The following is a 24,139-nucleotide window of genomic DNA, read 5'->3' on the forward strand; positions in this document are numbered from 1 at the left end:
AGCAAGGACCGGCGGTACCAGTAACGTCGGACAAATGAGCGAGGCTGTGATCCCTGCCGCACCCGTGGCCGCCACACATGAACCACTGCCGTTGACCGGTGAGCGGACCGTGCCCGGCATCGCCGAGGAGAACTACTGGTTCCGTCGGCACGAGATCGCCTACGCCCGGCTGCTCGACCGTTGCACCGGCAAGACCGTGCTCGAGGCGGGTTCGGGCGAGGGCTACGGCGCCGACATGATCGCCGGCGTTGCCGCGCGTGTCGTCGGTGTCGACTACGACGAGGGCGCCGTCGCGCACGTGCGCGCGCGCTACCCGCGCGTCGAGATGATCCAGGGCAACCTCGCCGAGCTGCCGCTGGAGGACGAATCCGTCGATGTCGTCGTGAATTTCCAGGTCATCGAGCATCTGTGGGACCAGGCGCAGTTCCTGCGCGAGTGCCTGCGCGTGCTGCGTCCCGGCGGGCAGCTGCTGATCAGCACCCCGAACCGGATCACCTTCTCCCCCGGCCGCGACACCCCGCTCAACCCGTTCCACACCCGCGAACTCAACGCCGCCGAGCTCACCGAACTGCTGGCCGAGGCCGGTTTCACGGTCGCCGAGATGCTCGGCGTGCACCACGGCGCGAGCCTGAAAGCGTTGGACGCCAAGCACGGTGGGTCGTTCATCGACGCCCAGATCGAGCGCGCGCTGGCCGGTGAGCCGTGGCCCGCCGATCTCACCGCCGACGTCGCCGCCGTCACCATCGACGATTTCGATCTGCGCGCGGGCGATATCGACGCGAGCCTGGACCTGGTGGCGATCGCCGAAAAGGCAAGGCGTTGAACGTTCCAGGCCAGTTCACGCTCGTCCTGCATTCCCACCTGCCCTGGCTGGCCCATCACGGGCGCTGGCCGGTCGGCGAGGAATGGCTCTACCAGTCCTGGGCCGCGTCCTACCTGCCCGTGGTGCGGGTACTGAAAAACCTTGCGGCCGAGGGCCGTACGCGTCTGCTGAGCCTGGGCATCACCCCGGTGCTCGCCGCCCAGCTCGACGATCCGCACTGCCTGGCGGGCATGCATCACTGGCTGGGCAACTGGCAGTTGCGCGCCGACGAGGCGTCGATGTCGGGCAATGTGGCGCTGGGCCGGCACGAACATCGGCTCGCCGCAACGGCTTTGGCCGAATTCGAACGGGACTGGCGGCACGGCAGCGCGCCGGTGTGGCGTTCACTCATCGACGCGGACGCGATCGAGCTGCTCGGCGGTCCGCTGGCCCATCCGTTCCAACCGCTGCTCGACGAGCGACTGCGCCAGTTCCAGCTCAGCGAGGGGCTGGCCGACGCGCGGCTGCGCTGGGGCACGACGCCGACCGGTATCTGGGCACCCGAATGCGGCTACACCCCCGGTATGGAGCGGAACTACGACGCCGCCGGTGTGACGCATTTCATGGTCGACGGGCCGTCTCTGCGGGGCGATACCACCCTCGGCAGGCCCGTCCGCGACGCCGATGTGCTCGCGTTCGGGCGCGATCTTCAGGTGAGCTACCGGGTGTGGTCACCGAAACAGGGCTATCCGGGGCAGAGCGCGTACCGCGATTTCCATCACTACGACCACGCGACGGGCCTCAAGCCGTCGCGGGTGACCGGCAAAACCGTCGCCGGTCCTGACAAGGCCCCTTACGATCCCGAACTCGCGGCGGGCGCCATCACCCGCGACGTCGCCGACTTCGTGGAGACCGTGCGCAGCAGGCTGATCGAGGAGTCCGAGCGGATCGGCCGACCTGCCCTCGTGGTGGCCGCGTTCGACACCGAGCTGTTCGGTCACTGGTGGCACGAGGGTCCCGAATGGCTCGAGCAGGTGCTGCGCGCGCTGCCCGAGGCCGGCGTGAACGTCGGCACCCTCGCCGACGCCCGCGACAACGGGTATGTCGGCGAACCTGTGCAGCTCAACGACTCGTCGTGGGGTTCGGGCAAGGACTGGCGGGTGTGGGCGGGCGACCAGGTCGCCGACCTCGTCGAGCTCAACGCCGACGTCGTCCGGCTGGCACTGGACACCCTCGACAAGGTCCGCCGCGACGGCTCGCTGCGTGATCCGGTCGCCGACCAGTTGCTGCGCGAGGCCATTCTGACGGTCTCCAGCGACTGGGCGTTCATGGTCAGCAAGGACTCCGCGGCGGGTTACGCCCGCGACCGGGCACACCAGCACGCGCACGCGGTGCGCGAACTCGCCGAGGCCATCGGGGCCGGCCAGTTCGCCAAAGCGGCCCGTCTCGCGGCAGGATGGAACGCGGCCGACGGATTCTTCCCAGGTCTGGACGCGCGGCGGTTGCCGACCGCTGTCCCGTCGGCCGCCCCAGAAGGATTCGCATGAAGATTTTGATGGTGTCGTGGGAGTACCCGCCGGTCGTGGTCGGCGGGCTCGGCCGGCACGTCCATCACCTGGCCGTCGAGCTGGCCGCGGCCGGTCACGAGGTCGTTGTGCTGGCGCGCAGGCCGACGGGTACCGACTCGATCACCCACCCCACGCACTCCTACATCGCCGACGGCGTGCTCGTCGTCGCGGTGGCCGAGGACCCGCCGTGCTTCGACTTCGGCGAGGACATGCTCGCCTGGACCCTGGCGATGGGGCACGCGATGGTCCGCGCCGGTGTGGCGCTCGGCAAGCCCGGCGTCGGCGAGGGCTGGACGCCGGATGTGGTGCACGCGCACGACTGGCTCGTCGCGCACCCGTCGATCGCTCTGGCCGAGTACTACGACGTGCCGCTCGTGGCGACCATCCACGCCACCGAGGCCGGTCGCCACAGCGGCTGGGTGTCGGGACGGGTCAACAAGCAGGTGCACTCGGTCGAGTGGTGGCTGACCAACGAGGCCGATCAGCTCATCACCTGCTCGACGTCCATGCAGGACGAGGTGGAGCGGCTCTACGGGCCCGAACTCTCGCCGATCACGGTGATCCGCAACGGCATCGACGTCGGCGCGTGGACCTTCCGTCCGCGCGCACCGCGCTCCGGCCCGCCGAAGCTGCTGTATGTGGGCAGGCTCGAATACGAGAAGGGCGTGCAGGACGCGATCGCGGCGCTGCCCCGCATCCGCCGCGCGCATCCCGGCACCACCTTGACCGTGGCCGGTGTCGGCACCCAGTTCGACTGGCTGCGTGAACGCGCCCGCGTGCATCGCGTCGCGCGGGCCGTGCATTTCGCCGGCAGCCTCGGGCACGAGGAACTGCTCGGCTGGCTGCACGGCGCGGACGCCATCGTACTGCCGAGCCGGTACGAGCCGTTCGGCATCGTGGCGCTGGAAGCCGCCGCCGCCGGTGTCCCGCTGATCGCCTCCACCGCGGGCGGACTCGGCGAGGCCGTCATCGACGGTGTCACCGGAGCCTCCTTCGAACCGGCCGACGTGGACGGCCTCGTCGACGCGGCCCGCGCCGTCCTCGACGACCCGGCGACCGCCCAGGACCGCGCCTACAACGCCCGCGAACGCCTCACCGCCGACTTCGCCTGGGACGTGGTCGCCGCGGAGACCGCCCAGGTCTACTCGGCCGCCAAACGCCGCGTGCGCACCTCGCTCGGCCGTCCCGACATCGTGGAACGGCCGCTGCCGGAACGCGATCCGAAGTAGTGGACGCTTCTCGACGCGCGACCTCCGACAGGTCGCGCGCCGAGCTCGACTTCACCCACAACGCATGACGCCGAGGCGACCACCCGGCCCTACTGTCGCCCCATGCCCCTGCAGCAGATCCCCCACCTGCCCGCCGCGACCATCGGCCTTCGCGCCTCCGGAACCGTCACCGCCGAGGACTACACCACCGTCCTCGACCCCGCGATCGACGCGGCCCTCGAACACCAGCAGCCGATCAACCTCGTCTACGTGCTCGGCCCCGACTTCGACCGCTACTCCCTCGACGCGATGTGGCAGGACCTGAAACTCATCCGCGTCCCCCGCGGCGCCTGGGGCCGCTTCGCCCTGGTCACCGACCACAAGGCACTTGGCGAAGCCGTCCATTTGTTCGGCTTCCTCATCCCCGCGGAGGTCCGAGTCTTCCCCGTCGCGAACGAGAGCGATGCCATCGCCTGGGTGGCGTGAGAGTTAGCTCAGCGTGGTTCCCGGCCGGCACTCGACGGGTGAGGTCGTGGCAGCACCCGTGACACCATCGCGTGGGTGCGCTGAGCCTGCGTCAGGTGGTGTGCTTCTTCATGCGGGGTGGATGCCACCGCCGTGATAGCGGGTCGCGGCGTTCCAGAGGAAGAAGCTGTCGATGCCCGCGTCTCGGGTGGCGTCGATCTGGGCGCGCAACTCGGCGTCGCCGTAGGCCACGCCGAGGCTGAAGTCCTGGAGCCACGGAATCACTGTGGCGCCGGTGCCCGCCGTGCTCTTCTGGAAGTCCTGCAGCGAGCGGAAGATGATGTCGTAGGGCTGTGCGTTGGGGTTGGCGACGCCGTACTCACCGGAATTCCAATGCGACGGATAGAGCATGGGCGCGACGAAATCGACGCTGCGGGCCATGAGCGGGATGTCCTGGGCGATCTCGTCCGGGCGGGTGGAGGCGATTCCGTAGACCGCGGCGCTCAGATGCGCTCCGGCGAGGTGCACCGGGTAGCGACTCTGGGCGAGGAATTCCGCGACCGCGGCGCTGGGAGTCTCGGTGAGGCCGGTGAACTTCATACTGGACAGGCTGCCGTCCGGGCGGCGGACGTAGTCGTACATGATGCCGTCGAAGCCGAGCTGTGCGGCCTCCACCGCGAGGTCGATGTTGTATCGGCGCACGTCGGGATGGGCGACATTGGTGAAGGCGATCGGGCCGTAGTGACTGGAATAGGGCTGCCCGGACGGATTCTGGACAACCCAATCGGGTCGGCCGTTGTGCCAGGCCCAGGCGGCCACGGTGGGATCGCGGAACGCGACAATGCGGCCGACTACCTGCAGGCCGAGGTCGTGCAATTGCCGCAGGGCGGCGGGCGCATCGTATATCGAAGCGACAGCACCGGATTCGCGGGCGAGGGCAACCTGGGAGTCGTAGCCGACGACGCCGTCCTCGTCCTTGATGTCGAGCTGCACGGTATCGATGCGGCCTTCGCGAGCGAGATCGAGCACGGCTTCGCGCAGGCCCTCGTGCGACCAGGCGTGCGCGGTGACGTGCACGGCCCGCATCCGCGGCAGCGTGCGCGCCGTGACGACGGTGCTGCTGCTCTGATTGCCCGCGGCGTCCGCCGCCACGACCTCGACGGCGGGAGCCCACGGCACGGAGATCTCGAAGGCCCCGTCCGGACCGGGAGTCACCGATTCCTCGCCGATGGACACGCGCACGGCGTCGATGGCGTTGCCGCGCAGCATGACCGGCTCGCGATAGGAGCGCACCGGATCGGGTGGTGTCACCTGCAGGGTCGGCGCGACGGTGTCCGCGGCCGCAAGTCCCGCGGATCTGCTCAACGCGAATCCGGCCAGCAGCGCGACCACCACCAGCGCGAGGACAGCAACTACGGCGATCATCGCCAATCGCCGCCGATCAACCGACTGGATCCACAATCCCAACGCCCACACCACCTTCCGCTACCGTTCAGGCCCACTATTTCGCACGTCCGATGCGAACTGCCGGGGTATCGAAAGAACACGGGAAAAGCTTTGCCGCCGCGTTACATTATCGCGATGGGACGCAGATCGAACCCGACATTCCACCGCGTGTCCACACTCTTGCTGGCCGCGGCGCTCACCGCCTGCACGGCAGAGGGCGCACCGGCTCCGGCCGGACAACCCGCCGAGCCCGCGACGACAGCGGAATCGTCACCGCCGAATCCGGCCGAGATCGCCGCCAACGAACTGGGATTCGTTCCGGTCCTGATGTATCACCAACTCGCGGCGAACCCGGCCGGCGAATACGACCAGACCCCGGCGGAGTTCCGGGACGAACTGGAACGCCTCTACCGCGAGGGCTACCGCCCGGTGACGGCCGCGCAATGCATCTCCGGCGACCTCGACCTGCCCGCGGGCACCCATCCGGTTGTGCTGACCTTCGACGACTCGACCGACAGCCAGCTCGCCTTCACCGACACCGGCGCCGTGGCCCCGGACAGCGCCGCTGGCATCCTCGCCGAGTTCGGCTCCCGCTACCCCGACTTCCGTCCTGTCGCCACTTTCTACGTCAACAACGAGCCCTTCGGCGGCGACCCGCGCGCCTTGCCCTGGCTCGTCGCCCAGGGCCACGAAATCGGCGCGCATACGGCAAGTCACGCCCACTTGGCGAGCCTGGACACCGACGGCGTACAACGCGAACTGGTGCAGAACGTGCGCGCGGTGACCGCGGCCGCGCCGGGGGTCACTGTGCGCACCATGGCGCTACCGCTCGGCGTCTATCCCCGCGACCAGGCGCTGGCCGCCGCGGGCAGCTGGGACGGCACCCCCTACCGCTTCGACGCTGTGATGCTGGTGGGCTCGAACCCCGCCCCCGCACCGTACGGCGCGGTCGACCCCGGCGGCGTGCCGCGCATCCGATCGGGCCGGGGTGCCGTTCCGTTCGATTCGGCCCATTGGCTGGACTGGCTGGCCGCCAATCCGCAACATCGCTACACCGCCGACGGCGACCCGGCGCGCATCTCCTTCCCCCGGCATCTCACGGCGGATCTCGGTGGGCGCTGGTCGGACCGGACCAACCCGTACTGATGCCAGGTCAGGCGTCGGGTGTGAAGGTGAAGATCTCGCCGACGCGGGTGGCGACGACAACCTCGCCTTCCGGCCCGACGGAGGTGCCGGTGGTGGTGCCGGTGGCGGCGGGCAGGACGTCGGAGTCGACGGTGTTGCCCGTGGTGGTGTCGAAGGTGATCAGGCTGAGGCCCGCGCCGATGGCGGCGACGGTGTAGCCGATGCCGCCCGCGGTCTGGGCGGGGGTGCCGCGCAGGGCGAGGTCTTTGCGTTCCCACGCGAGCTCGGCGCGGTCGCCACGGTCGTGCAGGGCCATCAGGTAGCCGTCGTCGCCCGCGGGGATGATCAGGTCGTCGACCAGGGAGATGCCGCGGCTGGGTGTCCAGCCGAGGGCGTGGGTCCAGCGGGTGCTGCCGTCCTCGGTGTTCACGGCGATCAGGCGGCCGCTGTTGTCGCCGACGTAGACGGTCGCGCCGTCGCCGGACAGGGTCGGGCTGGTGGCGCTGCCGCCGGTGAGCATGTCGGCGCTCCACTCCTGGGCGACCTTGCCGTCGGCGTAGCGCATCGCGCGCAGCGAGGCGACGGACTTGCCGGGCTCCCACACGGTGACGAAGAACCTGCCCGATTCGGGGTCGACGGCGGTGGTGTTGGCGACCGCGCAGCGTGGGCCGCCGATCCGGCAGTCGTCGAGACCGTCGCCGGAGGCCGGGCGGGTCAGGCCGGGCAGTGTCAGGAAGTCGGGCTCGCCGAGCAGCTGCAGCGTCGGCACCTCGCGACCGCCGGTCTGGCGGCTCAGGACGTCGACCTGACCGGACTGGGTCACCGTCAGCAGTTTGCCGTCACCGGTGAACTGGATCGCCACCGGCACGCCGGCCACCGGCGTGCGCCAGCGCGGCTGACCGAGGTAGTTGAAGGAGTTCACCGCGCCGTCGTCACCGACGTAGACGTTGCTGACGCTGTCGACCACGGTCGGCGCCTCGATCGTCGACGGGCCGAGCGGGTTGCAGAAGCGCTTGCGTCCGGTACGCATCTGATAGGAGAAGATCGCGCAGTTGCCCGTGCTCGTCGTCACGAATATCTGGCCCTCGGGGCCGATCGTCAACGGCTGGGCGATCGGGCCGCCCACCGGGCGCGACCAGTTCAGCGACATCGACTCCGCGCCGGTCACCGGGCTCGCACCACCGTTGCGGCCGTCGTGATAGGCCGCGGGCCAACCCTTTCCGCTGCCGACCGTGATGTCGTCCACGTCGGTGCCGCAGCCTGCCAACGCCACCACACCGGCGGCAGCGAGCGAGGCCGCGACGCGAGTCCGAGTTCGCACCTGCTGATCTCCCTGTTTTATCGAGCCGATGATCGGGGTACCGCACGGTACACGTGCGCTCCGAAAGTACTCTGTGTTACCGATGACCGAATCCCCGGGGCAGGCCCGGTGCGATCACGACGGGAGAGTAGTTCGTGACGAGCATGTGGGGCGCGCCGCTGAGCGCGCGCTGGCGTGGTTCACGCCGCCGCGATCCGCAGCAGGCGCGTTTTCTGACCAGGGACTCGCTGCGCTGGGTGCTCGCCAACCGCGCCTACACCCCCTGGTACCTGGTGCGGTACTACCGGCTGGCCAAGTTCCGGCTGACCAACCCGCACATCGTGCTGCGCGGCATGGTGTTCCTCGGCCGCAATGTGGAGATCCACGCGACCCCGGAATTCGCCCGCATGGAGATCGGCCGCTGGGTGCACATCGGTGACGGCAACGCCATCCGCTGCCACGAGGGCTCGCTGCGCATCGGCGACAAGGTGGTCTTCGGCAAGGACAATGTCGTCAACACCTACCTCGACATCGAGATCGGCGAGTCCACGCTGGTCGCCGACTGGTGCTACATCTGCGACTTCGACCACAAGATGGACGACATCACCCTGCCCATCAAGGACCAGGGCATCGTGAAGAGCCCCGTCCGGATCGGTCCCGACACCTGGATCGCCGCCAAGGTGACCGTGCTGCGCGATACCCGCGTCGGCCGTGGGTGTGTGCTGGGTGCGCACGCGGTGGTCCGGGGGGACATCCCCGACTACAGCATCGCCGTCGGCGCCCCGGCCAAGGTCGTCAAGAACCGCAAGGTCGCCTGGGACGCCACCGCCGAGGAGCGGGCCGCCTACATGGCCGCGCTGGCCGACATCGAGCGGAAGAAGAACGCCGCGGCGCAGGCGTAATCACTTCGCGGCTGCGCGGCCGAGGGATGAGGGGTTTCAACCCCGGGGATGATGGTTTTCCACTGGTACCACGAGAACAATTATCGGTGTCGATCTTGCGGGATCCTTCGTTCGCGTGAGTTTCCCGCATTCCCACCGAAGGAACCATCATGACCAAGAATAGAATTCGCGCAGCCGCAGCAGCTGTGGCGCTCACACCGATGATCGCCCTCGGGTCAACTATTGCTACTGCGGCACCCTCCGAAGCCCCTACCCCTGTCGCGGTCTCCGAGCTGGCCCCTGTTCCGGTCGAGCCTGCCGTGCTACTGGCGCCATTCACACTCGGGCTCAGCCTGCTCGCGTTCCCGATCTGCTTTGTGCCGCCGATCCTGCCCTTGCTGACAGCCCCCTGCGTCTTCGCTGTATGACCCGCTGAACAAGTACCGCGACGCAATGCGCCGGCCCGGCGAAGGCCAGCGGCATTATGCCCTGCACCGGCAGGGTCGCCATGCCGGACCGGCAGGGGCAAAGTAGCCGGCCAGTACCACACCGCCGGTTCCGGCTCGTGCTATCCCTGACCAAGACTCAACGTTGCGACCCCCGCAAAGAAGAACGCCGCGGCGCAGGCCTGACAGACCGAGCCCCCGACGCGCGCTCCTGGGCGGTGGTGCGTGTCGGTGGCGGTAGGTACGGTCGGCTCCGTGGACAGATATGCGGCGCTGCTGCGAGGGATCGGGCCGAGCAACCCCAACATGCGCAACGAGAAGTTGCGCGGCGTGTTCGAGGGTCTGGGCTTCGACAAGGTCGCCTCGGTGCTATCCAGCGGCAATGTCGTCTTCCGCACCGCCGACGATCGGGCCGACCTGGAAGAACGCATTCAGCAGGCCCTGGCCGCCGAACTCGGTATCCCCGGCGGCACCATCATCCGCAGTCACTCCGAACTGCGTGAATTCCTGGACCGCGACCCCTTCGAGGGCCTCCCGCACGAACGCGGTTCCTACCTCACCGTCACCTTCTTCAAGAACACCATGCGCGAAGCGGACACCAAGGCCTTCGACGACGACCCCCTCACCCGCGTCATCGGCTACGACCGCGAGGCCCGCGCGTTCCTCACCGTCATCGACAACAGCACCGGCAAAACCCCCGACTTCATGGCCCGCCTGGACAAGACCTACGGCAAGGACATCACCACCCGAACCTGGCTCACGGTCCAGCGGGTGGTGAAGAAGATGGAAAGTTAGGGTGCGAGCAGTACTCGCTACCTGCCGCGCAGCAGCGCGTCGACGGCCAGCGACTCGGTGGCGTAGCCGACCGGAATCTGTTCACCCGCACGGTATTCGGTGCGCGTGCGGTAACCAGCGGCCGTCGGCTGCGTGTGCTCGTACCTGAGCCTGCTCAGCGAGGAGGGGATTCCGGTGCCGCGCAGGGAATTCGCGATCGGGCGCCCCGCCCACGTGCCGGATGCGCCGACGCACGAATCACTGCGCGGCGCCGACCCCGCCGTCGCCGAGGCCACGGTCGTTCGCGCGTGCATGAGACGACCTTCCAGTGATGCGGTCTTGCTATCGTCTACCGATAGTGAAAAGCGTCGTTATCGCGTCGCCGCACGAGACACCGCGGCCCAACCGATCGGATGGGACATGTCGAGAGCAGTCGCAGCAGCATTCACCCTCCTGGCAGCGCTCGGCGCAGCGCATGCCGGCCAGATCGGCACAGCACACGCCGCGGATCCCGCAATCCTGGGCGGCGGCTCCGGAATTGTCTTGAACACCAAGGCCGAGGACAACTGCACGCTCACCACGATCGGGCACGACTCCAGCGGCCGATTGGTCGGGTTCACCGCCGCGCACTGCGGAACCGTCGGGTCCGAAGTCTCCGCCGAGGCGAACCTCGCTGCAGGCGTGGTCGGCACGTTCACCTCCACGAACACAGATATGGACTACGCCGTGATCACTTTCGACCCGGACAAGGTCATCCCGGTGAACCGGGTCGGCAGCACGACCATCACCGGAATCGGCGGTCCGGCGCAATTCCCCGACATCGCCTGCAAAGAAGGCCGGACCACCGGCCACACCTGCGGTGTGACCTGGGGCGACCCAGTGCAATCGAAAAACGCGACCCTGACGCAGATCTGCGCTACCTTCGGCGACTCCGGTGGCCCCGTCGTCATCGGGACAACGCTTGTCAGCATGGTCAACGGCTCCCTGTACGTGCCCTGCCTCGGACCGCTGGTCGGGGTCAACATCACTTCCGTCATCGCCGATATCGATGCGCGTGGTGGCGTCGGAGCGGGATTCCGGCCGATCTGACCGAACACGCCCCACGACCCCGCGACCCACCAGGCTGGCACGCAGCCGCGATGGCGGGTGTGATCGTGTGCGCAGAGGAGGAAGCGGTGCGTCGGGGCCGATAGCGCCCCCAGAATCCACCCAAGGTCTGAGTGTTTTCAGCCCGCTGGACGCTGGAACTTCTGCGAACTCCCCGCGTACGGTTCAAGTTGGGGGGAGGTCACAACCGATCAGACGTGTCCAAAATTCCATTTAAGGAAGTAGCACCATGACCACGAACAAGATTCGGACAACCATAGCAGTGGCAGCGATCGCACCAATGATCGCCCTCGGCGCAGGCATTTCTACCGCAGCCCCGGCCGAACCGCCTGCGCCTGTCCAGGTGGCGGAAACTTCCGAGATTATCCCCCTGCCGGTCGTGCCTGCCGGGGTAGCCGCTCCCTTTACCCTGGGCCTCAGCTTGCTCTTCCTTCCGTTCTGTGGTTTCGTCGCCCTCTTCAACGTCACTGCAGGAATCGCCTGTGCGATAACCCTCTGATCGCAGGCGACGGCGTCCCACTAACCCATCCGTGACCTGCGGTTTCCCGGCATGAGGAGATGAACTCCGCGTGCCGGGTCGAACGCGCCATGGCGGTCGCCTGATCGTTTTTGCGGGCCATCAGGTAGTGCCGACCGAGGTAGCGGCGACCGATGGATATCAGCGGTTTCACCGTCGACGCAGCCGCGCACCGATGTTCTCATGGACTGGAGAAGGCTTCTGACGGTGGGGATTTCGTGCGATGCCACTTTCGCCCCCAGGGCTGATACCGCCCATCCTTTTGACTAGTCGACTACTCATGCGTTCGGCGCCGCGGTGGCGCACACTGGATTCGAGGGCAACTGAAGAAGGCAGGTCATGATCATATGAGCGTGCCAGAAGCACTCGAAAACCCACTGAACTCCACCGTGGACTGGCCTTTGTCGCAGCCCTCAGCCAGCGCATGCACTCTGGTACTGAATCTCGAGCATGGGATTCGGCGCGAATATCGCCTCGATTCCTGCTTGGGCACCATTTCCATCGGGCGGTCGGACGCCGCAGATATCACGGTCTCGGCAGATCCGACAGTGTCGCGACTGCACGCCGCCATCGAACGGATCGGCGACTGCTGGGTGATCATCGACGATGGGATGTCGAGGAACGGGACGTTCGTCAACGGCGAGCTCGTCGGTGGTCGTCGCACTCTGGAATCCGGCGATACGCTCCGGGTCGGGCAGTCAGTGTTCACCTTCAGCGAGGGTGGCGGCTGCCTGCTGGAACCGGAAGTGCTGACGACGCCCGTCCTGCGGGTATCACGGGATTCGCTGACCGACGCTCAATACCTGATCCTGGAAGCACTCTGCCAGTCGCGCGCGACCGAGTTTGCGCACGCCTACCCGGCGTCGAACTGCCGGATCGCCGAAGATCTGCGCCTCTGCGTCTCCACCGTGAAGACCCACATGCGGGCGCTATTCGAAATATTCGGCGTCGCGGACTTCCCGCAGAACCAGAAGCGCATGTTCTTGGTCGACCGCGCGCTCGAGAGCGGTGTGCTGACCGATCGAAAACCGGTCGGATCGGACGGAACCCCGCTCCGACCCCGGCGCGAGCATCGATGTCGCTGAGGATCCCGGCCCAGATCAGTACTGGTACAGCGTCTCGCCGTGGTGGGTGTCGAAGTACTCGCGTACCTCGGAGATCTTGCCGTCGGTGACGACGAAGTTCGCGATGTAGGCGTTGTCGTACTCGTGGCCTGAGGTCGTGGTCGCCCTCGATCGCCACTCGACGACGGCGTTCGAGTCGCCGATGGTCAGGCTGAGCAGGTCCGTGGTGAACGAGCCCGGCCGCATGCGGGCCATCGCGATCGGGAAGAACTCGTCGACGATGGCGTCCGGTCCGTGCCAGGTTCCCGAGTTGGGCAGCCGGCCTGGGGCGATCCAGCGCGCGTCATCGGTGAAGCACTCCTTCAACAGCGCCGGGGTGCCCGACTGGAGTGCGGCGAAGTAGCGATGGATGGCGGCCTCGGCGGGGTTCTCGTTGGTCACCGGCACAGCTTAGCCGCCGAGGGGAACATGTGTTCGATCGCGGCGTCGTAGCAGCCTTACCTGGCCGCCTGGGCCGTGCACAGGAAAACTGTTGCGTTGCGGCCGATTCGGGTGATCACCAAGGTGTAGGGCTGGGTGCCGCGCTGCTTGAGCTTCTTGCGGAGGGCGTCCGGGTCGATGTCGACGCCTCGGATGAGGATCTCCAGCGGGCCGCAGTCGCGGCGGGACAGTTCCTGGCGCAGTGTCTTCTCGCGCAGTTCGAAGCGGTCCTCGATGCGGAAGCCGCGCATGCCTGAGGGGACGGTGTCGCCGGTGAGGTAGGCGATGTGCGGATCCAGTTGCCAGAGGCCGTGTTCGGCGGCGTAGTGGCGGACCAGGCCCGCGCGGACGATCGCGCCGTCAGGGTCGACGATCCACTCGCCGGGGGGCTGGTCGGGGATGTCGTCGGGGGCGGCGTCGGTGAGAGTCGTTGCGCCGCCGCGGGAATCGAGGACGGTGGCGCGGCGGGTGACGCCGGGGCCGGTCAGGCCGGGGGACCACAGGCAGGCTTCGCGGACCGCGCCGTCGAGGGAGACGACCTCGATCTCGCCGGCCCAGCCGAGCCGGTCGAAATCCAGTCCGGGGGCGGACTTCACGGCGATGTCGCGGCCCGCGTAGGCGGCGAGCAGGTCGGGCAGTGGGGGCTGGAGTTTCGCGGGGTCATGGGTGCGGCGACCGTCGGCTCGGCGGGCCGGATCGGCGATGATCACCGTGTCGCGGGAGATCGGGGTGAGGGCATCGGCCTTGGCCAGCACTATGTTTCGTCCGCGAACCGGCGAACCCTCGTGAGTGACCGCATGCGGAGCTCCGCCGGCGCGCGTAGCCGCGTGCTCGACGTCTGTGCCGAGACCTGTCACCGACAGCGGCGCGACGCCGAGGTTGTGGGCGGCCATCGCCAATCGCACCTCGTCGAGATCACTACCGATGACCGCCGGGCACACCTCGGCCAGCTCCGCGAGTTCCGCGCCGATCGAACAGGTGACATCGTGCACCGCCCGGCCGGCCAGCCGCGCGGCCCGATGCCGGGCGACGAGCGCGGGCGTTGCCTGCTGCAGGGCGTCATCGGTGAACAACCACTCGGCCGCCGCTGGCAGCTTCACCGCGGCCTTACGCCGCAACCGCACCGTCTCGATCAGCGCGGCCGCATGCGCGTCGTGCGAGCGACGCACCTGCTCGATATCGCGCAGGTGCGTCGCCGGGGTGAGCTCCAGCCGGTCGACCTCGGCGAGCGCGGCGGATCCCGCCGCGCTGCCCAGATAGGCGACGTCGTCGCGGCCGAAGCGGTACCCCACTTACTTCTGCGCCGCGCCCGGCTTCACGCCGGTGATCATCGCGTTGTAGAAGAACTCGCGCGGGACGACCTTGCGCAGGACGTTCTCGTCGAGCCAGCTCAGGCCGAGCCAGGCGCGGTACTGCGCCATGCGGTAGCCGATGGTCAGCTTCTCGTCGGGGACGGCGGCCTCGAAGGTGCGCACCGGCCAGCCCCACAGGGCGGCGGCGAATTCCTCGGTGGTGGCCTTCACGTCGACGGCACCGGCCGACTTGGCCATCTTCTCGAGATCGCTCGGGTCGAAGGTGTGCAGGTCGACGACGGCCTCGAGCGCGGCGGCGCGAGAGGACTCGTCCAGCTCGGTCTGCGGACGGCGCCAGCCGGACAGGAACGGCAGCTTGGTGATCTCGGTGGTCACCTTCCAGGTGGCCTGGCCGAGCTTGCGGGCGTAGAGGTTGCCGATGGTGGTCGGCTCGCCGGCGAAGACGAAACGCCCGCCCGGCTTGAGCACCCGCAGGCACTCCTTGAGCGCCAGCTCCACGTCCGGGATGTGGTGCAGCACGGCGTGGCCGCACACGAGGTCGAAGGTGTCGTCGTCGTATGGGATGGTCTCGGCGTCGGCGACGCGGCCGTCGACATCCAGGCCGAGGTGCTCGGCGTTGCGCAGCGCGACCTTCACCATGCCGGGCGAGAGGTCGGTGACCGAACCCTTCTTCGCGATGCCGCCCTGCATCAGGTTCAGCAGGAAGAACCCCGTGCCGCAGCCGAGCTCGAGCGCCCGTTCGTAGGGCAGTGGGGCGGGGCCGACCGCAAGGTCGAACCGGCCGCGGGCATACGCGATACAGCGTTCGTCATAGGAGATCGACCACTTGTCGTCGTACGTCTCCGCTTCCCAGTCGTGATACAGGACCTGGGCGAGCTTGGTGTCCTTCAGCGCTGCTTCGACCTCGGCCTCGGTGGCGTGCGGGTTCGGCGCCGGGTCATCGGGGTGGACCGTCATAACCGCCAAGAGTAATAGGAGACCCTTGGCACGCAATGGGCGGTCTTGTTTCCGGCGGTTCCAATTGGTCGATCGACCGGTCTCAGCTCACCGGCCGGTGAAAACAGCGCTGTTCGGGCCCTCCGCGGCGAAGGTGCGGGTGCCGGTGCGGGCGTCGTCGGTGTCGAACAGCGCCGACCATTCGGTGACCGCGGTGGCGTGACCGTGCGGGCCCGCTTCGAAGACCGCCTTGGCGGCCGCGAGAGCGCGCGGCGCGGCCGTCACGAACTGCTCGGCCCAGCGGCGGGCGGCGGTGAGGACGTCGTCGGGGGCGACGACCTCGTCGACCAGACCGAGCTTCGCGGCTTCCTCGGCGTCGACGAATCGACCGGTGTAGACGAGGTCCTTGGCGCGGCTCGCGCCGATCAGCAGCGAGAGCCTGCGGATCCCCGACAGCGGGATCAGGCCCGCCTTGATCTGCGGCAGCCCGAGTTTGACGTTGTCGCCGATGATCCGGTGGTCGGCGCCGAGTGCCAGCTCCAGACCGGCGCCGAGGCAGTAGCCGGTGATCGCGGCGACCGTCGGCTGCGGCACCTGGGTGAGGCAGCCGAGGGCGGCTTGCAGATCGGCGGCCATGGCGGCGGCCTGCTCGGCGTCGAGCTCGGCGAGCTCGGTCATCTCGTCGCCCGCGCTGAACACCCGCTCGTCGCCGTAGACGATGAGCGCGGCGACCCCGGGGTGCCTGCCCACCGTCTCGGCCGCCGCGGCGACCTCACGGGCCAGCTGGGCGTCGACGAGGTTCAGCGGCGGACGATCGATGCGCAGCAGCGCGACGCCGCGAGCGGTCGGCTCGGCGGGCAGCTCGAGGGTGACGAATTCGGCCATGCGGCCAAACCTACCGGCCGCGCAGTGGGCTCTGCTGCGGCAGCTCCGCGAAAAACCGTTCGTTGTCGGGGAAGTTCGACAGCGGCCTGCCCTCGGCGCCCGGCGAGTACACCGGCATGATCGGCGCGATATCGCGGTCGGCGGCCAGCACGGCGGCGGTGTCGGCGAATCCGCACAGCGCGTCGAGCTGCGACCATGTCGGCGGCATCAGTACGTGCTCGCCCGCCCGCCAGCTCGCCAAGGCGCCCTGGGGCGTCTGCCACGACACGTGTGCGGCCTCGGAGGTGGCGCCGTCGGCGATCTGTCCCTGCGGCAGCACCGCGACGAAGAACCGGGTGTCGTAGCGGCGGGGTTCGGCTTCGGGGGTGATCCAGTTCGACCAGGGCCGCAGCAGGTCGGCCCGCAAGACCAGGCCCTCGGCGGCGAGGAAGTCGGCCAGCGACAGCTCACGGCGCTCGAGCTTGCCCCTGGATTCGCGGTAGCGCGTGGAGTCGTCGACGACGGAATCGGTGGTCGGCCCGGCCAGCAGCACACCGCATTCCTCGAAGGTCTCCCGCACCGCCGCGGCGACCAGCGCCTGCGCCGACTGCTCGTCGGTCGCGAAACGCTCGGCCCACCACGCGGGTCCGGGACCGGACCAGGCGATGTCGGCGACGCCGTCGGTGGCGTCGACACCGCCACCGGGGAACACGGTCACCCCCGCCGCGAACGCCATGCCGGTCACCCGGCGCTGCAGGAACACCTCGACGCCTGCGACACCGTCGCGCACCAGCATCACCGTCGACGCGTCGCGTGCGGCTACCGCGGACTCACTCATACCCGTTCCTCTCCACCGCCGGGCACGGCCCGGCGACCGTCTCCGACCGGCCCCATCGCCTGCCGGAGCACCGGGCAGGCCGCGCGCGTGCAGGCGCGGCCGCGACTCCGGCCTCCTCTGCACCCTAACGCCCGCTTGGTCAGCAAAGCGGATCAGTGCGGCGGTCCGGTCCACGGTTCCCGCTGAGCGGGCGTCAGGCGCGGCGGTGCTGCCCCGCCCGGCGCGCCCGGCGGGCGAACCAGCGCCCGTCGACCCGGTCCAGCGCGATGGACTGGCTGAACGCGGCGCTGAGGTTCTCGGCGGTGAGCACGTCCTCGAGCAGCCCCTGCCCGACGACCTCGCCCTCCCTGAGCAGCATGGCGTGGGTGAAGCCCGGCGGGATCTCCTCCACATGGTGGGTCACCAGGACCATCGCGGGCGCGTCGGGGTCGGCGGCCAGGTAGCCGAGCCGCTCCACGAGCTCCTCGCGCCCACCCAGGTCCAGGCCCGCGGCTGGTTCGTCGAGCAGCAGCAGTTCCGGGTCGGTCATCAGGGCGCGTGCGATCAGCACCCGCTTGCGTTCGCCTTCGGACAGGGTGCCGTAGGTGCGGTCGGAAAGGTGTTCGGCGCCCAGGGTTTCCAGCATGTCGACGGCGCGGTCGGTGTCGATGTCGTCGTAGCGTTCGCGCCACCGGCCGAGCACCGCGTAGCCTGCCGACACCACCAGGTCGCTGACCTTCTCGTCGACGGGGATGCGGCTGGCCACCGCCGCCGAGGACAACCCGATGCGCGGGCGCAGCTCGGTGACGTCGACGCGACCGAGCGTCTCCCCCAACAGGTTCGCGTCACCGGAGGTCGGATGGACCTCGGCGGCGGCCATTCTCAGCAGCGAGGTCTTGCCTGCCCCGTTGGGGCCGAGCACCACCCAGCGTTCGTCGAGCTCGACCTGCCAGCTGACCGGGCCGACGAGCGTTCGGCCCGAGCGGCGGATGGTCACGTCGGAGAAGTCGATGAGCAGATCGGGATCGGGTTGCGACACGCGCTCCATCTTGGACCACGCGGGCCCTCAGCGGAACGACCGGCCCTGATGGGATTCGTCGTTGCTGGTCGGCGCGGAATCGCGATGCCCGTCGGGCTCGCCACGCAGAATCCTGGCGGCGAGAATAGAGACCGGCACCGACAGCACCACCCACACGATCAGGATCACCACAATCGTGGTCACCATCGCGGAACCTCCCTACGCCTGGATGCCTGGGCCGTCGGTTTCATATACCCCCACGATCCCCCAGATACACCCCGTCGTGACGGCGAGTCGCGAAAACCGGCCCCGAACAGCGGGATTCGGCCACGCGTGCCTGCGGGTCAGGCCTGGGCGGGCACCGCGATCACCGTCATCGAGCCGGGTGCCACCTCGGTGAAGCCCGCGTCGCGCACGGCGACAGCGCGACCCGCGGCCACCTCGGCCACCAATCCGGCCCACCGCTGGTCGTCGGCATCGCGGACCGCGCACCGGAAGTCGTGCCCGGCCCAGGCCGCGGCGGCCGTCACGGGCATGGCCCCCGCCAGCAGCATGCTCGCGTGCCCGACCTGGGCGGCCGCCTTGCCGACCGACATCTCGAGCGCCGCGTTGACCCACAGCACGGGCAGTCGCGGGTCCGGCGGGCCCGGCTCGTCGTGCTCGAGATCGGTGCCGCCGATCTGCAGTTTGCGGATCCGCTGGTCGATCGTGCCGACCGGGCCGGGAACGAACGCACGCGCCTGCGCGCCGTCGACATCGATCGTGACACCGTCGACCGCACCCGCGGCCACCCACTGCGAGCCACGCGCCCGCCGGGCCACCTTCCTGATCCTGGACCGCTTCCACGCCAGATACCGCGGCTCCCACTCCCCACCCGGCCCGGAGCGCGGGTCGAGGCAGACGGCGACGGCAGCGGCCGCCGCGGCCTCCAGGAGCGCGCTGCGGGCGGGCGGATGGGTCTTCGGGATGTGCAGCACCATCTGCATCGCCTGGACCATGGCCGGGTCGTCCGGGTCGCCGTTGCCGCCGTAGCCTCGCGCCAATTCGGCGTGCCGCACCGCGAATTCGGCCGCGGTGTCGCTGACCTCCACCTCGGTCTCCACGCTGCTCAGTTCCGCGCTGCCCATGCCACAACACCCGATTCGATCGACGCCACCAGTCCGGCCCAGCCTAGCGAGCCGACCGGACGGTCTCGGTCGCCGCTACGCGACCTGCACGAACAGGATGAACTGCGGCCCCGGCTCGAGCGGTGGCTGACTGGCCGGACCGTAGACGAATTGGATGGTCGCCATGCCGGGCCCGACAGCACGGAACGGCCACAGCGTGCTGGCGCCGTCGGACTGGGGTGGCTCCGCGGACAGGACACCCTCCTCGATATTCACCGGCATCCACTGCTCGGTGTCGTCCGGGTTCTGCGGTAGCCGGACCAGCAGCAGCTGACCGAGCTCCACGCCGACGGTCCCGCCGCTGAACGTCTGGTCGACCTCGACCGGGCTCACCGCGGCCGCCGGTGCGGTGGTCGGCAGCTCGATCGTCGTCGAGGTGACGTCGTCGTCGCCACATCCGGCGAGCAGGCCTGCGACGGTGGCCAGGACGAGCAAGCCTCGCGGAACCAGACGACCGGCACCCGCAGTGTCCACTCGAGCCGGTGGCAGCACTTTCCGCATGGAGTTCTCCCGACGCCGAAGGACACCCTGCGCTGGAGGCTAACGCCGCTTCGGCCCCATCCTGGGACGACGCGCCCGCAACTACCGCCCGAGCAGCGGAACCCGGCGCACCCCGCCGTCGCGGGCGTCGGCCGCCTCGACCTCGTCGCGGGTGACGCCGAGGATGAACAGCACCGCGTCCAGGTACGGATGCGACAGCGCCGTGTCGGCTACCTCGCGCAGCGCGGGCTTGGCGTTGAACGCGACACCGAGTCCGGCGGCGTTGAGCATGTCGATGTCGTTGGCGCCGTCACCGACCGCCACGGTCTGCTCCATCGGCACGCCCGCGTCGGCGGCGAACTTGCGCAGCGCGGTCGCCTTGAAGGCCCGGTCGACGATCTCGCCGACCACCCGGCCGGTGAGCTTGCCGTCGACGATTTCGAGGGTGTTGGCCTGCACGAAGTCGAGTTCCAGATCGTGCGCGAGCGGCTCGATGACCTGCCGGAACCCACCGGAGACCACACCGCAGCGGAACCCGAGCCGCCGCAGCGTGCGGATGGTGGTGCGGGCGCCGGGGGTGAGCTCGATCCGGTCGGCGACCTCCTCGATCACCGACTCGTCGAGACCTTCCAGGGTCGCGACCCGCTGACGCAGCGATTCGGCGAAGTCGAGTTCACCGCGCATCGCGGCCTCGGTGACCTCGCGGACCTGCTCCTCGACACCGGCGTGCGCGGCCAGCATCTCGATAACCTCGCCCTGGATCAGGGTGGAGTCCACGTCGAAGACGATGAGCCGCTTGGCGCGACGGGCCAGCCCGGCCCGTTCCACGGCGATGTCGACCTGCTCGGCGACGGCGACGTCGGCCAGCGCGGTGCGCAGCCGGGAATCGGTGTCGGCGCCGGTGTCGGTCGCGGTGACCATCAGTTCCATGCCGGTCACCGGGTAGTCGGCGATGCCACGAATGGTGTCGATGTTGGCGCCGAGGGCGGCGAGCATCCGCGAGATCGCGCTGAACGCGTGCGCGGTGACGGGGGCGCCGAGCACCACCACGGCGTGCGTCGACATCGGCGGCTTGCCGATCTGCGCGTCGACGGACACGTCGACCTGCATGCCGACGGTGTTCATCGCCTCTTCGAGCTCGTCCTGCAGCGCCTCGGGGTCGTTGGGACACGACACCAGCACACCGAGGGTGAGCCTGCCCCTGATGACGACCTGCTCCACGTCCAGCAGGCTCACCTGGTGTCTCGACAGCGCTGTCAGCAGCACAGAAGTGACGCCAGGTCGGTCGGGGCCGGTGACGGTCACGAGAACTGTGGTGTCGGCCAAGTCGATCTGCTCCGTTCGATTACCCACAAAAAGAGTGTGCACCTGCTGGTCACCCAGCAGGTGCACACCCCTAGTCGTTTGGCTGTTTCCTACTTACTTCTTCGCCAGCGTGCCTTCGGCGACGTGCGTGGCGTGCTTGGCCGAGCCCCAGCCGACGTGCGCCTCGGCCTTCATGCGCTCGACCATGTGCGGGTAGTGCAGCTCGAACGCCGGACGCTCCGAGCGGATGCGCGGCAGCTCGTAGAAGTTGTGCCGCGGCGGCGGGCAGGTGGTGGCCCACTCGAGGGAGTTGCCGTAGCCCCACGGGTCGTCCACCGTGACGACCTCGCCGTAGCGGTAGCTCTTGAAGGTGTTCCACACGAACGGCAGCATCGACGAGCCGAGGATGAAGGCACCGATGGTGGAGATCGTGTTCAGCGTGGTGAAGCCGTCGCTGGGCAGGTAGTCGGCGTAGCGACGCGGCATGCCCTCGGCGCCCAGCCAGTGCTGCACCAGGAAGGTGGTGTGGAAGCCGACGAAGGTGGTCCAGAAGTGCCACTTCGCCAGGCGCTCGTCCATCATGCGGCCGGTGATCTTCGGGAACCAGAAGTAGATACCGGCGAAGGTGGCGAACACGATGGTGCCGAAGAGCACGTAGTGGAAGTGCGCGACGACGAAGTACGAGTCGGTGACGTGGAAGTCCAGCGGCGGCGAGGCCAGGATGACACCCGACAGACCACCGAAGAGGAAGGTCACCAGGAAGCCGATCGACCACAGCATCGGTGATTCGAACGTCAGCTGACCGCGCCACATGGTGCCGATCCAGTTGAAGAACTTCACACCGGTCGGGACCGCGATGAGGAAGGTCATGAAGGAGAAGTACGGCAGCAGCACGGCGCCGGTGGCGTACATGTGGTGCGCCCACACGGCGATCGACAGCGCGGCGATACCGAGGGTCGCGTAGACCAGCGTGGTGTAACCGAAGATCGGCTTACGGCTGAAGACCGGGAAGATCTCGGACACGATGCCGAAGAACGGCAGCGCGATGATGTAGACCTCGGGGTGGCCGAAGAACCAGAACAGGTGCTGGTAGAGCAGGATGCCGCCGGTGGCCGGGTCGTAGATGTGGCCGCCCAGGTGGCGGTCGTAGGCCAGACCGAACAGCGCCGCGGTCAGCAGCGGGAAGGCCAGCAGCACCAGGACCGAGGTCACCGCGATGTTCCAGGTGAAGATCGGCATGCGGAACATGGTCATGCCGGGCGCGCGCAGGCAGACCACGGTGGTGAGCATGTTGACGCCACCGAGGATGGTGCCAAGACCGGAGACGGCCAGGCCCAGGATCCACAGGTCGGTGCCGACACCGGGCGAGTGCAGGATGTCGGTCAGCGGCACGTAGGCCGTCCAGCCGAAGTCCGCGGCGCCACCGGGGGTCACGAAGCCCGCGGTCGCCATGGAGCCACCGAACAGGTACAGCCAGTAGCTGAACGCGTTCAGTCGCGGGAAGGCGACGTCGGGGGCGCCGATCTGCAGCGGCAGGATGATGTTGGCGAAGCCGAACACGATCGCCGTCGCGTAGAACAGCAGCATGATCGTGCCGTGCATGGTGAACAGCTGGTTGAACTGCTCGGGCGAGAGGAACTGCAGACCCGGGCGCGCCAGCTCGGCGCGCATGAGCAGCGCCATGAGACCGCCGACCAGGAAGAAGCTGATCGCCGTCACCAGGTACATGGTGCCGAGCACCTTGGGGTCGGTGGTGGTGACCGCCTTGTACAGGAACGAGCCCTTGGGCCCGGTCCGAGCAGGATACGGTCGAGTCGCTTCCAACTGAGGGACTGGCCTGGGCTCTACCGCAGTCACTGATCCTCCTGAAGATGCCTGTACGTCACTCGCAGGCCCTCCGCCCTCTGATCAGAGGCAGACGACGGTCAGCATGCGTTGGAGTGAATCGTAAACCGTGCTGCCGCAGCATCACGAGCGGGTCCTACTCTGTGTCGTATTCAGCGCGCCGTAGATGGACGACGGCATGCCGGCCGGACGCCGGTCTCGATCTTCCTCCGCAGGTCGCACGGGTGCAACGGTTGCCTGCGATGACTTTTCGGCCGCCGGGCCGTCATCATCGATGACGGTGGGCGCGCCTGCCACCGTCTCTGTCGAGCTATTCCCCCACAGCCGAGGAGTCGTCATGTCCAGTGCCCCGCAGCCCGGTGATCCCACCTGGGTCGATCTCTACACCGCCGATCTCGACCGTGCCATCGCCTTCTACGGCGAGCTGTTCGGCTGGACCGCCGAACGCGGCGGCGAGGAATTCGGTGGCTACACCACCCTGCGCAAGGACGGCAAGGCCGTCGCCGGCGCGATGAACCGCGTCCCCGACGACGGCGATCCGTTCCCCGACCGCTGGACCGTCTACCTGGCCGCCGCCGACGCCGCCGCGACCACCGCGAAGGCGAGCGCCGCGGGCGCGAATGTGTTCGTCGAGCCGATGGCGGTGGGCGAGCTGGGCACCATGGCCGTGCTGGCCGATGTCGGCGGCGTCGGTGTCGGCGTGTGGCAGGCAGGCGAGTTCCCCGGCTTCGAGGCGATCGGCGACGTCGCCGACGGTGTCTGGAGCAACCACGACGGCGTGCCGTCCTGGTTCGAGCTGATGACCCGCGCCTACGAGCCGTCGCTGACCTTCTACCGCGAGGTCTTCGGCTGGCGTGACCCGTTCACCGTCGCCGACTCCCCCGAGTTCCGCTACACCACCATCCACGCCACCTCCCCGATGCGCGGCGGCGTCATGGACGCCACCGGCCACCTCCCCGAGGGCATCCCCGGCTCGTGGACGGTCTATTTCGGCGCCGACGACGTCGACAAAACCGCCGCCCAGGCCGTAGCCCTCGGCGGCGCCCTCGTCTTCGACCCGATGGACACCCCCTACGGCCGCCTGGCCGGCCTCACCGACCCCACCGGCGCCCACTTCTGTATCGGCGGAAACACGCGCTGAGCGTGGTGGGGGCGCGGCGCCCCCGGCGCCACCCCAGCCCGAGTGTCCACACCACCGCCCCGGGGGGGGGT

The 24,139-nt window shown here is 68.7% G+C and carries 25 protein-coding genes; 11 read left to right on the forward strand and 14 right to left on the reverse strand.

The genetic code is table 11. From position 1 onward, the window contains the following. Nucleotides 1-34 precede the first annotated feature (34 nt). The 4 genes from ACWF82_RS00745 to ACWF82_RS00760 all read left to right on the forward strand — a co-directional run bounded on the left by ACWF82_RS00745 (nucleotide 35) and on the right by ACWF82_RS00760 (nucleotide 4,064). Complete coding sequence (locus ACWF82_RS00745; RefSeq protein WP_452496598.1) at nucleotides 35-823, forward strand: methyltransferase domain-containing protein; 789 nt, start codon at nucleotides 35-37, stop codon at nucleotides 821-823. Next, nucleotides 820-2,349, forward strand: coding sequence for a 1,4-alpha-glucan branching protein domain-containing protein (locus ACWF82_RS00750; RefSeq protein WP_452496600.1), 1,530 nt, complete (start codon nucleotides 820-822; stop codon nucleotides 2,347-2,349). The genes ACWF82_RS00745 and ACWF82_RS00750 overlap by 4 nt, the downstream gene beginning before the upstream one ends. Further along, nucleotides 2,346-3,599 (forward strand): glycosyltransferase family 4 protein, encoded by a 1,254-nt coding sequence (locus ACWF82_RS00755; protein ID WP_452496602.1) that lies wholly within the window; start codon nucleotides 2,346-2,348, stop codon nucleotides 3,597-3,599. Before ACWF82_RS00750 ends, ACWF82_RS00755 begins: the two co-directional genes overlap by 4 nt. A 102-nt stretch (nucleotides 3,600-3,701) precedes the next feature. Next, on the forward strand, nucleotides 3,702-4,064 hold the full coding sequence (locus ACWF82_RS00760; RefSeq protein ID WP_452496604.1) for an STAS/SEC14 domain-containing protein: 363 nt from the start codon (nucleotides 3,702-3,704) through the stop codon (nucleotides 4,062-4,064). Nucleotides 4,065-4,172: 108 nt separating this feature from the next. On the opposite strand, the gene ACWF82_RS00765 is transcribed toward ACWF82_RS00760, so the two are convergent. Continuing rightward, complete coding sequence (locus tag ACWF82_RS00765) at nucleotides 4,173-5,468, reverse strand: putative glycoside hydrolase (RefSeq protein ID WP_452496606.1); 1,296 nt, start codon at nucleotides 5,466-5,468, stop codon at nucleotides 4,173-4,175. A 189-nt stretch (nucleotides 5,469-5,657) separates the two neighbouring features. On the opposite strand from ACWF82_RS00765, the gene ACWF82_RS00770 reads away from it, so the two are divergent. Further along, the gene (locus tag ACWF82_RS00770; RefSeq protein WP_452496608.1) at nucleotides 5,658-6,635 is read left to right on the forward strand and encodes a polysaccharide deacetylase family protein; all 978 of its coding nucleotides are present in this window, start codon (nucleotides 5,658-5,660) and stop codon (nucleotides 6,633-6,635) included. A gap of 7 nt (nucleotides 6,636-6,642) precedes the next feature. Here ACWF82_RS00770 and ACWF82_RS00775 read toward each other — a convergent pair whose 3' ends face one another. Next, the gene (locus tag ACWF82_RS00775; protein WP_452496610.1) at nucleotides 6,643-7,935 is read right to left on the reverse strand and encodes an outer membrane protein assembly factor BamB family protein; all 1,293 of its coding nucleotides are present in this window, start codon (nucleotides 7,933-7,935) and stop codon (nucleotides 6,643-6,645) included. Between the two features lie 143 nt (nucleotides 7,936-8,078). Between ACWF82_RS00775 and ACWF82_RS00780 the strand changes: the two genes are divergently transcribed. Together ACWF82_RS00780 and ACWF82_RS00785 are read left to right on the forward strand one after the other, a co-directional pair. Then, nucleotides 8,079-8,816: an acyltransferase gene (locus ACWF82_RS00780; protein ID WP_452496985.1), complete on the forward strand. Its 738-nt coding sequence runs from the start codon at nucleotides 8,079-8,081 to the stop codon at nucleotides 8,814-8,816. Between the two features lie 680 nt (nucleotides 8,817-9,496). Continuing rightward, nucleotides 9,497-10,036 carry a DUF1697 domain-containing protein gene (locus tag ACWF82_RS00785; protein ID WP_452496611.1) on the forward strand — a complete coding sequence of 180 codons (540 nt, stop codon included), beginning with the start codon at nucleotides 9,497-9,499 and terminating at the stop codon, nucleotides 10,034-10,036. Between the two features lie 17 nt (nucleotides 10,037-10,053). On the opposite strand, the gene ACWF82_RS00790 is transcribed toward ACWF82_RS00785, so the two are convergent. Next, nucleotides 10,054-10,329: a hypothetical protein gene (locus ACWF82_RS00790; RefSeq protein WP_452496612.1), complete on the reverse strand. Its 276-nt coding sequence runs from the start codon at nucleotides 10,327-10,329 to the stop codon at nucleotides 10,054-10,056. Nucleotides 10,330-10,435: 106 nt separating this feature from the next. Between ACWF82_RS00790 and ACWF82_RS00795 the strand changes: the two genes are divergently transcribed. The 3 genes from ACWF82_RS00795 to ACWF82_RS00805 all read left to right on the forward strand — a co-directional run bounded on the left by ACWF82_RS00795 (nucleotide 10,436) and on the right by ACWF82_RS00805 (nucleotide 12,724). Continuing rightward, on the forward strand, nucleotides 10,436-11,104 hold the full coding sequence (locus ACWF82_RS00795) for a serine protease (protein ID WP_452496614.1): 669 nt from the start codon (nucleotides 10,436-10,438) through the stop codon (nucleotides 11,102-11,104). A gap of 247 nt (nucleotides 11,105-11,351) precedes the next feature. Continuing rightward, nucleotides 11,352-11,621: a hypothetical protein gene (locus ACWF82_RS00800; protein WP_452496616.1), complete on the forward strand. Its 270-nt coding sequence runs from the start codon at nucleotides 11,352-11,354 to the stop codon at nucleotides 11,619-11,621. Between the two features lie 371 nt (nucleotides 11,622-11,992). Beyond that, entirely contained in the window at nucleotides 11,993-12,724 is a 732-nt protein-coding gene (locus ACWF82_RS00805) for an FHA domain-containing protein (RefSeq protein WP_452496618.1), read from the forward strand. Between the two features lie 15 nt (nucleotides 12,725-12,739). Here the strand turns inward: ACWF82_RS00805 and ACWF82_RS00810 are convergent, their stop codons facing one another. The 11 genes from ACWF82_RS00810 to ctaD form a co-directional block, all read right to left on the reverse strand. Next, nucleotides 12,740-13,144, reverse strand: a complete 405-nt coding sequence (locus tag ACWF82_RS00810) for a nuclear transport factor 2 family protein (protein WP_452496619.1) — start codon at nucleotides 13,142-13,144, stop codon at nucleotides 12,740-12,742. A gap of 56 nt (nucleotides 13,145-13,200) precedes the next feature. Continuing rightward, nucleotides 13,201-14,475 (reverse strand): THUMP-like domain-containing protein, encoded by a 1,275-nt coding sequence (locus ACWF82_RS00815; RefSeq protein WP_452496621.1) that lies wholly within the window; start codon nucleotides 14,473-14,475, stop codon nucleotides 13,201-13,203. After that, the gene (locus ACWF82_RS00820) at nucleotides 14,476-15,453 is read right to left on the reverse strand and encodes a class I SAM-dependent methyltransferase (protein WP_189027215.1); all 978 of its coding nucleotides are present in this window, start codon (nucleotides 15,451-15,453) and stop codon (nucleotides 14,476-14,478) included. It lies immediately after the preceding gene. 87 nt (nucleotides 15,454-15,540) lie between these two features. Further along, nucleotides 15,541-16,317: an enoyl-CoA hydratase-related protein gene (locus ACWF82_RS00825; protein WP_452496623.1), complete on the reverse strand. Its 777-nt coding sequence runs from the start codon at nucleotides 16,315-16,317 to the stop codon at nucleotides 15,541-15,543. A 10-nt stretch (nucleotides 16,318-16,327) separates the two neighbouring features. Then, entirely contained in the window at nucleotides 16,328-17,134 is an 807-nt protein-coding gene (locus ACWF82_RS00830; RefSeq protein ID WP_452496624.1) for an NUDIX hydrolase, read from the reverse strand. A gap of 193 nt (nucleotides 17,135-17,327) precedes the next feature. Continuing rightward, on the reverse strand, nucleotides 17,328-18,161 hold the full coding sequence (locus ACWF82_RS00835) for an ABC transporter ATP-binding protein (protein WP_378845918.1): 834 nt from the start codon (nucleotides 18,159-18,161) through the stop codon (nucleotides 17,328-17,330). Between the two features lie 18 nt (nucleotides 18,162-18,179). Further along, complete coding sequence (locus tag ACWF82_RS00840) at nucleotides 18,180-18,338, reverse strand: hypothetical protein (RefSeq protein WP_452496626.1); 159 nt, start codon at nucleotides 18,336-18,338, stop codon at nucleotides 18,180-18,182. Nucleotides 18,339-18,475: 137 nt separating this feature from the next. Further along, nucleotides 18,476-19,258, reverse strand: coding sequence for a peptidyl-tRNA hydrolase (locus ACWF82_RS00845; RefSeq protein WP_452496627.1), 783 nt, complete (start codon nucleotides 19,256-19,258; stop codon nucleotides 18,476-18,478). 75 nt (nucleotides 19,259-19,333) lie between these two features. Further along, nucleotides 19,334-19,798, reverse strand: a complete 465-nt coding sequence (locus tag ACWF82_RS00850) for a hypothetical protein (RefSeq protein WP_452496628.1) — start codon at nucleotides 19,796-19,798, stop codon at nucleotides 19,334-19,336. 81 nt (nucleotides 19,799-19,879) lie between these two features. After that, on the reverse strand, nucleotides 19,880-21,109 hold the full coding sequence (serB, locus tag ACWF82_RS00855; RefSeq protein ID WP_452496987.1) for a phosphoserine phosphatase SerB: 1,230 nt from the start codon (nucleotides 21,107-21,109) through the stop codon (nucleotides 19,880-19,882). Nucleotides 21,110-21,196: 87 nt separating this feature from the next. Next, the gene (ctaD, locus tag ACWF82_RS00860) at nucleotides 21,197-22,939 is read right to left on the reverse strand and encodes an aa3-type cytochrome oxidase subunit I (RefSeq protein WP_189027200.1); all 1,743 of its coding nucleotides are present in this window, start codon (nucleotides 22,937-22,939) and stop codon (nucleotides 21,197-21,199) included. A 325-nt stretch (nucleotides 22,940-23,264) separates the two neighbouring features. Here ctaD and ACWF82_RS00865 point away from each other — a divergent pair, with 325 nt between their 5' ends. Beyond that, nucleotides 23,265-24,068, forward strand: coding sequence for a VOC family protein (locus ACWF82_RS00865; protein WP_452496630.1), 804 nt, complete (start codon nucleotides 23,265-23,267; stop codon nucleotides 24,066-24,068). Nucleotides 24,069-24,139: the final 71 nt, after the last annotated feature.

The organism is Nocardia sp. NPDC055053 (assembly GCF_053608285.1).